The sequence below is a fragment of the Okeania sp. SIO3B5 genome (assembly GCF_010692555.1).
Taxonomy (GTDB): domain Bacteria; phylum Cyanobacteriota; class Cyanobacteriia; order Cyanobacteriales; family Microcoleaceae; genus Okeania.
Map to the genome: position 1 here is coordinate 5,688 of NZ_JAAHHG010000204.1, position 10,444 is coordinate 16,131.

Consider the following 10,444-nt stretch of genomic DNA (forward strand, 5'->3'; position numbering starts at 1 on the left):
AAAATTTAATTCCTGGTATACCAATTACTATAGAGGGAATTCATCGTCGCAAAGATCATAAAACTTTTCCTATCGAAGTACGTTTGGGTTTATTAAAAGCAGGCAATGGTAAATTAATCTTGGCTCTTTGTCGCGATATAACTGAACGTAAAAAAGCAGAAACAGCTTTGCTCCTAGAACGAGAAAAGTCAGAAAAATTGTTGTTAAATATTCTGCCGAAACCTATTGCTGATAGATTAAAAGAAGGTGATAGTACAATTGCAGAAGGATTCACAGAAGTTACAGTTTTATTTGCAGATTTAGTAGGGTTTACTGAATTAGCAGGCCGTGCTACTCCTGAAAGATTAGTTTATTGGTTGAATGAGATTTTTTCCAGGTTTGATTTACTCGCAGAAAAATATAGTTTGGAGAAAATTAAAACTATTGGAGATGCTTATATGGTGGTGGGTGGGTTGCCAGAACCAATGGCAAATCATGCTGAGGCGATCGCTCTCATGGCTATAGATATGCTTGAGGAAGTAGCCCATTTTGCCCATGAACAGGAACAAAACTTTAATATCCGTATTGGTATAAATACAGGCCCAGTCGTCGCTGGTGTCATTGGACGTAAAAAGTTTATATACGATTTATGGGGTGATACTGTAAATATTGCTAGTCGTATGGAGTCTCATGGTATGCCGGGTGTTATACAAGTGACAGAAGAGATCTATCAGATTCTACAGTACAAATTTTTATTTGCGGAACGGGGATTAATAAATATTAAGGGCAAAGGTTACATGAAGGCTTATCTTTTGCAGGGGAAACAACATAACTAGGGTTTGCTAAAAAATTGGTTGTGGGGGTAGGACACGGGGACGGGGAGACGCGGAGACGCGGAGATGGGGGGACTCACCAGACGCAGGGACACGAAGGGGAGTAAGAATCTTGTCTGCTAAAAATCCTAACTTTTTGAGCATAAAGAGTAGATAGTAGGAAGAATCGTCCCTTGGTTTTTCTGCTCAACTCTTGACCAAAATCTTAAATTTTTGAACCATTACCACCTAAAACCTCGCACTTTTTGATACTTAAAAAGGCAGTTACCTTTATCTGTAAAGACTTTTAGATTTAATCAGCAAGCCCTACTTAAGTTTACAATATATGGCAACGAACGAGTTGCTTAGGACATATCAAGAGTGAAGTAAAAACTTTTCTAGAGACGTTTAATATACCCATAATAATTATCCAATACCCTAAGCAATGTATAAAAAATCAATTTTAGGGATAATTTTATTCTTACTAACCCTGACATTAGTCATCTTTTATGGAACAACAAATAATCATCAACTTTCAAACCAGATACAACTAAATAAAAAAATATCACAGCCATCCATAAAAGAAGAAATATCTAACTTTAAAGTTACAAATTTAAGTTTCGATAAATTTTCAGAACTAGAATTATTTACACCAAAAAAAACACCTACTTTCAAGCAGCAATTACCAAAAAAGACAAACCCCGCTTCAGTAACATATCAACTTCAGAATCTCAACTAACTTATGAAGTAATTGATATTTTGTGGATATTGCTTTGCTCTGGATTAGTATTCCTAATGCAGCCTGGATTTATGTGTTTAGAGTCAGGACTAACCAGGTCAAAAAATAGCGTCAACGTTGCCATTAAAAACTTAATAGATTTTGGCATTTCAGTTACCTGCTTTTGGTGTTTTGGATTTGCCTTAATGTTTGGAGTTTCTGCTGCTGGAATCATTGGTCATAGTAACTTCTTCCTAGGAAAAAATCTACCACCTTTTAACGTGGTCTTCTTTTTATTCCAAGCAATGTTCTGTGGTACAGCAACAACTATCGTTTCTGGAGCTGTAGCTGAACGCATGAAGTTTACCTCCTATCTATTTATTTCTTCTTTAGTTTCAGGTTTCATTTATCCCATATTTGGCCATTGGGCTTGGAATGGAGTTGAGACAGGTGCATTAACAGGTTGGCTTGGGAAACTTGGTTTTGTTGACTTTGCGGGTTCGAGTGTTGTTCATAGTATTGGTGGATGGGTGTCCCTGGCTGCTTTATTAGTTATTGGACCTCGTTCAGGTAGATTTCCTCCCGATCGCCCACCAGAAAAAATTCATGGTTCCAACTTACCCCTATCAGTTTTGGGAGCAATGCTAATTTGGTTTGGTTGGTTTGGTTTTAATGGTGGGAGCATCCTAGAGTTAAACGAACAAGTATTAGGCATTACTGTTAATACCGTTCTTGCTAGCGTAGCAGGAATGGTGGTAACTCTTGGTATCGGTTGGTATCTCACAGGAATAGCTAGTATTGAGTTACTAATAAATGGCACTATTGCTGGTTTGGTGGCCATTACAGCATCTTGTCATGCTGTTACTACTGAATTTACTATTTTAATTGGGGCGATTGGCGGTATAGTCTGTATTTCAGTAGAAATATTACTAGAAAAGATTCAGATTGATGATGCTGTTGGAGCTGTTCCAATTCACCTTGGTGGAGGTATTTGGGGAACTTTGGCAGTGGCTTTTTTTGGGAATCGAGAGATACTAGGTACTGGTCTTAGTTTCGCCCAACAACTGACAGTTCAGCTATTAGGAGTTTTGACAGCTTTTCTATTAGGATTTGCTTTAGTATATCCAATTTTATTAATTATAAATAAGTTCTTTCCCTTGAGAGTTTCAGCAGCAGATGAATATATAGGTTTAAACGTTTCTGAGCATCAAGCAAAAACAGAAATATTAGAATTATTTCAGGTAATGGATTATCAAGCTCGTACACAAGATTTAAGTTTACGAGTACCGATACAACCTTTTACAGAAGTAGGTCAAATTGCCCATCGCTACAATCAGGTAATGGATGCTTTGGAGGAAGTTACTGCGAGAAATGATGCCATTATTAAAGTCGCAACAGATGCAATTATTACTTTTACTAAACCAGAACTGGAAATTATTAGTGTCAATCCTAGCACTGAGGTAATTTTTGGCTACAAAAATCAAGATTTAGTCGGAATGCCTATTTATCAAATAATTGACTTTACTATTAATCCATTGACTATGGAAAAAATGGATAGTTATGATTTATTAATGGCAGTAGAAAAGTTCGCAGAAAAACCATTACCTCTATGGATTAATTCAGATCTTATTTTCTCTGCTACGGAAGAAATTACAGATGCTTATTATCTATTTGATTTTCACGATATTAAACCTGAAAATTGGCATTCAGATTTTCCTAGCTTTCTTCATTTACTAGGGGAAAAATTAACAGATAGTCAGATAGAGTCGAATTTAGGAAAAAAAATTAATAAAAAAACTTCTTATTATATAGAACAAGTGATATCTAAAATAGCCGATATGGGAAATATTTATGGATTAGTTGGTATTAAAGAGGATGGTTCTCTATTTCCGATGGAAATTGCAGTTGGAGAAGCAAAATTTAATCAAAAGAATTTCTATATAGGGACTTTTAGAGATATTACAGATAGAAAGGAATCAGAAATAAAGCTCCGGGAAAATGAGCAAAGATTTAGGAGTTTATCCAGAGCTACTTTTGAAGGAATTATTATCCATGAACAAGAAAAAATTATGGATACAAATATTGCTGCTGCCAATATGTTTGGATATGAATTATCAGAAATGGTGGGTATGAATGGATGGGAATTAATCGCTCCGGAATACCATGACTTAGTAGTTGAAAAAATGACTTCTGGTTCGGAAAAAGCTTATGAAGTAATTGGAGTGAGAAAAGATGGTTCAACTTTTCCTTTGGAAGTTGAGTCTAAGGTTTTTTTATACAGAGGTAATCAAAATGGAGTGGCAGCTTTAAGAGATATTACTGAGCGAAAATTAGCAGAGGCAGCATTACGAGAAAGTGAGGAAAGATTTAGAGCAGTAATGGAACAAGCAGCAGATGCTTTTATTATTCACGATTTAGCAGGAAAAATTATTGATGTAAATGAAAGTACCTGTAAAAGTTTGGGATATTCTCGTCAAGAACTATTGAATTTATATATAGAAGATATTGAAGAAAATTTTGCCTATCAAGAGTTTCCTAAAAAATGGAAAAATTTAATTCCTGGTATACCAATTACTATAGAGGGAATTCATCGTCGCAAAGATCATAAAACTTTTCCTATCGAAGTACGTTTGGGTTTATTAAAAGCAGGCAATGGTAAATTAATCTTGGCTCTTTGTCGCGATATAACTGAACGTAAAAAAGCAGAAACAGCTTTGCTCCTAGAACGAGAAAAGTCAGAAAAATTGTTGTTAAATATTCTGCCGAAACCTATTGCTGATAGATTAAAAGAAGGTGATAGTACAATTGCAGAAGGATTCACAGAAGTTACAGTTTTATTTGCAGATTTAGTAGGGTTTACTGAATTAGCAGGCCGTGCTACTCCTGAAAGATTAGTTTATTGGTTGAATGAGATTTTTTCCAGGTTTGATTTACTCGCAGAAAAATATGGTTTGGAGAAAATTAAAACTATTGGAGATGCTTATATGGTGGTGGGTGGGTTGCCAGAACCAATGGCAAATCATGCTGAGGCGATCGCTCTGATGGCTATAGATATGCTTGAGGAAGTGTCCCATTTTGCTGATCAACAGAAACAAGACTTTAATATTCGTATTGGGATAAATACAGGCCCAGTCGTCGCTGGTGTAATTGGACGTAAAAAGTTTATCTACGATTTATGGGGGGATACTGTAAATATTGCTAGTCGTATGGAGTCTCAGGGTATACCAGGTTTGATTCAAGTAACAGAAGAAACCTATCAGATTTTACAGCACAAATTTTTATTTGTGGAACGGGGTTTGATTAATATTAAGGGCAAAGGTTACATGATGGCTTATCTTTTGCAGGGGAAAAAAGAGTTATATTGAGGAAGGCAGAAGGGAAAAGTCAGAATTAAAAGTCAAAAGTCAAAAGTCAAAAGTAATAATTAAAGGGAAAAGTCAAAAATTAAGAAGTCAAAAGTCAAAAGTAATAATTAAAGGGATAAAGTCAAAAGTCAAAAGTCAAATTTCAAGCCTCCTTATTGCAAGAGGTACTGATAACTGAAATGACGGTGGGGTATTAAACCTGCAAAAGATAAAGATAAAAAATTGTCAGTCACTGTGAAAATTTCTGATTTGTGTGTTATATTGAAATTATGCGGATGTGGCGGAATTGGTAGACGCGCTAGATTTAGGTTCTAGTTTCTTCGGAAGTGGGGGTTCAAGTCCCTTCATCCGCATTTAATTTAAGCAAGAAGGAAGAAGGAAGAGGAAAGAAGGAAGAAGCAAGAAGGCTTAAAAGTCTGAAAAAAGCCTAAATTTCCCCTAGATATTCTCGCTATAGTAAATAAGGGTCAGATTAAATAGTACTTTAGAGAAAGAATATTCAGATCCTGCCCTGTTAAAAATGTTTAATCCAATTAAAAAAAAACGAAGCTGGTGACATCTCCCACACTAAGCTGACGGTATAGTGTGGGCTTCTCGTTTCGTAGCCCCGGTATCCCGTCGGGCTCCACGAGCTTTAAGGACGGAATGCCCTACCGCCCTATTTTTTATATTTATCGCCGCGTTTAAGTCGCGGTCTATGACTATGCCGCAGTGTGGGCAAGAATGAGTTCGTATGTTTAATTCTTTCGGGACTTTTTCCCCACAGTTTGAGCAATCTTGGCTGGTATTTTTAGGGTTCACTGCTATAGTTTTCTGTCCAGCATTTTCGGCTTTGACAGTCAAAATAGTTAGAAATTGACTCCATCCAGCATCATTAATTGATTTACTCAAACGGGTCTTTGCTAGTCCTTTAATGTTTAAGTTTTCATGGGCGATAACTTCAGCTTTTGATAACAATTCATTGGCTGTTTTGAAATGAAAATCTTTACGTCGATCGGCTACTTTTTTATGTTGTTTAGCCACAGCTTTTACAGCCTTTAACCACTTTTTGCTGCCTTTCTTTTTCCGGGATAAACGTTTTTGTAGAGTCTTTAATCGCTGCTGAGATTTTCGATAGTATTGAGGGATGGGGACAGATTTTCCTTCACTTGTTACTAAGAATTCCTTCAGTCCCATATCGATTCCCAGAGTATTTTTTAATGTAGGTTTAACTTCAGTTGTGAACTGAGGAACTGATTTATCTTCTAGGGATAGCGTCACATAATAACCATCAGCTTTGCGACTAATAGTAACAGTTTTAATTTGAAATCCTTCTGGTATTGGTCGATGCTGAATCAACTTTACCTTACCAATTTTGGGCAAATTAATTTTATTTCCTTCAATACAGTTTTGTTTGATTTGAGGATAAGTAAAACTGCGATAACGTCCTTTTCCTTTAAACCTTGGTTTCCCTAATTTATGTCCATTTTTGTCTGCTTTCAACCATCTATCAAAGGCCATTTTTACCCTTTTTATGCAATCCTGTAAAACCTGAGAATGAATCAGCTTATACTCAGGAAACTTGTCTTTGGTATTGACCAAATCTCGTTTTTGAGAGTAATAATTTGGATGATCTCTTAGTTGAGGAATTGGCATCACCATTGGGCAAGCATCAACCGGACAGCGGTTTTCTTCCCACCACGAAAACCGCTCGCCTAACCGATAGTTATACTGCCGACGCAACAATTCTAACCACAATTCTATTGTGGCTATTTGTTCTGTGTTGGGTCTTAATTTATATTGGTAGGCAGTGCGCATGGTGGAAAATTTCCGGGGTTATAGCAAAATAATAATACAAGTTTTTCAACCAGGGCAAAAGCTTCTGCTGGGATGGCATGCAAATTTAATGGGCATCGAACCTACTCAATTGGTCGCCGATTCATCTCACACCAAATTAAAAATTATGGTGTGAGGCTTCTCGGCGGTCTAGCTAAGTAAAAACAATTCTAGGTACACAAATAATTTGTAACTTTCTAGAAATATCAGACTTAGGACACAGTTAAAGGCATTCCATTATCACTAGGTTTCAACTTCAACAAAAAAGGAACAGCTTTCTTTACCCAAGACTGCACAGGAGTACAAGACTTTGCTGCTTCTCCAAAGCAAATATCCAACATATCAGTATGAATAACCCCAGGGTTGAGAGGAATAGCGGCCATTCCTGATGGTAACTCTTGAGCTAAAGTACGAGTCAAACCCTCAATTGCCCATTTTGAAGCACAATAAGGTCCAACTTGTGGAGAAGTGGAACGTCCCCACCCAGAACTAAAATTAACAATTATTCCACTCTTTCTAGAAATCATAGCAGGGAGAAAATAACGCATCACATTTGCTACACCCTTAATATTAATATCAATTAATTGAGAAAATTCGTCACTATCAACTTCCCAAACAGGCCCTGGTTGATTAATTATAGCGGCATTATTTATTAATAAATCTGGTGGTGAATAATTACCTAATGTTTTAGCTGCCCATTCTCGAACAGATTTTTCATCTGCTACATTCACACAAGTAAACTGATGTGGATTACCATATTGAGTAGTTAATTTTTCAACAGCAGATGCAGAGCGAGCACAACCAATAATAGTATGACCTAACCTAATAAATTCATCAGTCATAGCTCTACCTAAACCACGGCTAATCCCTGTAATAACAATTACTTTTTTCATCGAGCATTTATATGTTTTTACTTAGTTATTATTATAATTATATCCCGTTCTAATTGAAGAAGTAAGAATTCAACAATTAATAATTAACAATTAACAATTAATAATTACCAATGAATAATGGATAACTGATAACTGAAATAATCTTACAGCAGATTTCATTTGAGTGAGGTACACCCGTTGCGGGCATCTTGCCCGCACTGGGAAAATTTAATTGTTAATCTCTGTACTTCATATACCTGGAATCTGCTGTAATTAGGGTTTGCTTAAAAAGTCTTTTTACTCTTCGTAGGGAGTAGGCAGTAGGCAGTAGACAGTAGGGGCGGACGTAGAAGCAATGGGAATTATAGATTCAGTGGCCAACACAATAGTAACAGTGATTTTTCGGCTGCGTGCTACCCGAAAATCCTCACTTTTTTAACCTCAGAAACTGAAAAGCTCATTCTTTTTCCAGACATAATTTCCCTCAAACCAATATCAGTCAATGGGCGCGATATTTAATCGGCAAGCCCTAATTATACCAATTTGATAAATGTTTGCTACAAATAGTTAGGCTATTTCTTAGGAGTCAGGAGTCAGGAGTCAGGAGTCAGAATTAATAGCTTCAATACCTTTTTTCAGGTCATAAATCATTCTTTTTGTCAAAAGACATATCCTGCATTTGTCTTTTTATTCTTCTTACTATTCGTAACATTCTTTTTTCAAATTGGTATTATTCGGTAATTAAACCCAAAACCAAAAGATAATAATAATAAAACCCGATAATAATTTTATAATGTTAGCCATTGACGAACAACAATTATCAGCCTGGATAGAAACAGCATTAACTCAAAAAAAACTAGGTACTTTACCTACTTATGTTCCTTCACTTGCTGAAGCAAACCCTAATAATTTTGCCATAGTTTTACAAAGTATTGAAAATCCGATTATCTCATTAGGTAATGTAGAAAAAAAATTGCCTCTAATGAGTGCAATTAAACCTTTTTTACTCTTATATCTATTATGTGAATTTGGCAGTGATTTTGTATTTCAAAAAGTCGGAATAGAACCTTCAGAAAAGCCTTTCAATTCTTTAGAACAACTAGACATTGACAGTGGATGGGCAAGAAATCCAATGATTAATAGTGGAGCGATCGCTTTATCATCGTTACTACCAGGAAATACTTCTCAAGAGCGCTGTGAAAATTTTTGTTCTTGGCTCAACGAGTATGGAAAATGTCAATTATTTTTAGATACAAATATATTAGCTTCTGTTCGGTCTTTTCCTAATCAGAATAATCAAGCGATCGCTCAAAAATTGGTAGAAGCTGGTTATATTTCAGACTCGAAAATTGCTCTGGATACTTATAATCAAATCTGTTGTTTATCTGGCACAATCTTTGATTTGGCTAATCTAGGAATGTTGTTAGTAAAATATCCTAATTCTGAATGGAAAAAACACTGTTGTACAGTTAAAGGACTAATGACTACCTGTGGTTTGTATGAAGCATCAAGTAGTTATGCCGAAAAAATAGGAATTCCAATTAAGTCTAGTGTAAGTGGAATTGTTTTAGGAGTAGTTCCTAGTACAGGAATAATTGCTTGTTATAGTCCTCCTCTAGATAAGCAAGGAAATTCTGTAGCAGGTTTATTTCTTTTAGAACTAATTATTAGGAAAGGCAGAAGGCAGGAGGGAATTCTGACTTCTGACTTCTGACCTCTAACAAGGGTATTAAAACCCCATCCAGTGGAGAGGATGCGGGGAGAGGAAAACGCGCAGATAGATGGACGCAGGGGTTTTCTTTAATGAATAGAGCGAGTAGATTGAATTAATTTAGGACTTACGCAGATACGCTATATATAGTACTCATAACTATTGTCCAATAGTTACTGGACTCTATACACAGTGTCTTTGCGTAAGTCCTGTAATTACTGAATTATCCAATCTCCGCGTCCCCGTGTCACCGTGTCACCGTGTCTCCGTGTCAAATCTTAAAAACTTACCCTTGTAAGCACTCCGTTCATTTTAAGTGGCTCCCTACTGTCAATTTTTCAACAATAAAAACTCTCCAATTATCTTCCTTTATTTATTAGCTCTCTCAAGCATTTAATTCTCTGTTTAGATTTTCAATCTAAATGCTGAAGTAATCTTTGCTTAATTAATTAAACGTCAATCTTTTGATAAATTTATCAGCAAATTAAATGGCAAAAAATTTATAACAATTCGACGTATATTCTATTTCTGGAGAAAAAATTCTCACACAACCCTGCTTATAAATAAACTGGTCGCTATATTTATTCTTGGCATTTGCAATAATATTAAACCTTGCCATTATTGCCATTAATTCAGATTTTCTTATAGGTTTACTTACATAACCATTAGCACCTTGCTTCATAGCCCAATACGCATCAACTTCTTCATTTTTACTAGAGAAAAAAACTACAGGTATATTCATAATTTTAGGTTCTGATTTAATTTGACGACAAACTGAATAGCCATTCATTTTTGGCATAATAATGTCTAAAAGTACTAAATCAGGATGTGTTAGTTGAATTTTTTCTAGTGCTTCTAAACCATTACTTGCCAGTATAATATTCAACCCCATCTTGGTCAGAACCTGCGAACATAGTTTTTTGACAACTTCGCAGTCATCTACTATTAAGACTGTTTTTTTGATCATGATTAAATAGTGAAGCTAGTGTATAGTTACCGAACTTAATTGAAGTGTAGATTTAGCACCTCTGAATTGGGTAATTTAATGTAAGCATTCAGCTATTAGCATTTCCGTTTGTCATGCTCCGCAAACAGCTATCAGCTTTTATTTGAGTCAAGCAAAGACTAAGGTTAGCTGACAGAAATATTTCATTTCCTGCGGAATGCGGAAG

The 10,444-nt window shown here is 35.8% G+C and carries 7 protein-coding genes and 1 tRNA gene; 5 read left to right on the forward strand and 3 right to left on the reverse strand.

Annotated elements, in window-relative coordinates:
• From F6K54_RS23675 to F6K54_RS23690, 4 genes are all read left to right on the forward strand, one after another.
• On the forward strand, positions 1-815 hold an 815-nt coding region (locus F6K54_RS23675), incomplete at its 5' end, for an adenylate/guanylate cyclase domain-containing protein (RefSeq protein WP_293082780.1).
• 421 nt (positions 816-1,236) lie between these two features.
• A complete protein-coding gene (locus tag F6K54_RS23680) occupies positions 1,237-1,530 on the forward strand; it encodes a hypothetical protein (protein ID WP_293082783.1) in 294 nt (97 codons plus the stop codon).
• Positions 1,531-1,541: 11 nt separating this feature from the next.
• Positions 1,542-4,874 (forward strand): ammonium transporter, encoded by a 3,333-nt coding sequence (amt, locus tag F6K54_RS23685; protein ID WP_293082799.1) that lies wholly within the window; start codon positions 1,542-1,544, stop codon positions 4,872-4,874.
• A 271-nt stretch (positions 4,875-5,145) separates the two neighbouring features.
• Positions 5,146-5,227, forward strand: a tRNA-Leu gene (locus tag F6K54_RS23690).
• A 214-nt stretch (positions 5,228-5,441) separates the two neighbouring features.
• On the opposite strand, the gene F6K54_RS23695 is transcribed toward F6K54_RS23690, so the two are convergent.
• Together F6K54_RS23695 and F6K54_RS23700 are read right to left on the reverse strand one after the other, a co-directional pair.
• Entirely contained in the window at positions 5,442-6,671 is a 1,230-nt protein-coding gene (locus tag F6K54_RS23695; RefSeq protein ID WP_293082786.1) for a transposase, read from the reverse strand.
• A 230-nt stretch (positions 6,672-6,901) separates the two neighbouring features.
• A complete protein-coding gene (locus tag F6K54_RS23700) occupies positions 6,902-7,582 on the reverse strand; it encodes an SDR family oxidoreductase (protein ID WP_293082789.1) in 681 nt (226 codons plus the stop codon).
• Positions 7,583-8,354: 772 nt separating this feature from the next.
• Between F6K54_RS23700 and F6K54_RS23705 the strand changes: the two genes are divergently transcribed.
• Entirely contained in the window at positions 8,355-9,275 is a 921-nt protein-coding gene (locus F6K54_RS23705) for a glutaminase (protein WP_293082792.1), read from the forward strand.
• Positions 9,276-9,756: 481 nt separating this feature from the next.
• On the opposite strand, the gene F6K54_RS23710 is transcribed toward F6K54_RS23705, so the two are convergent.
• Complete coding sequence (locus tag F6K54_RS23710; protein ID WP_293082794.1) at positions 9,757-10,239, reverse strand: PleD family two-component system response regulator; 483 nt, start codon at positions 10,237-10,239, stop codon at positions 9,757-9,759.
• Positions 10,240-10,444 lie beyond the last annotated feature (205 nt).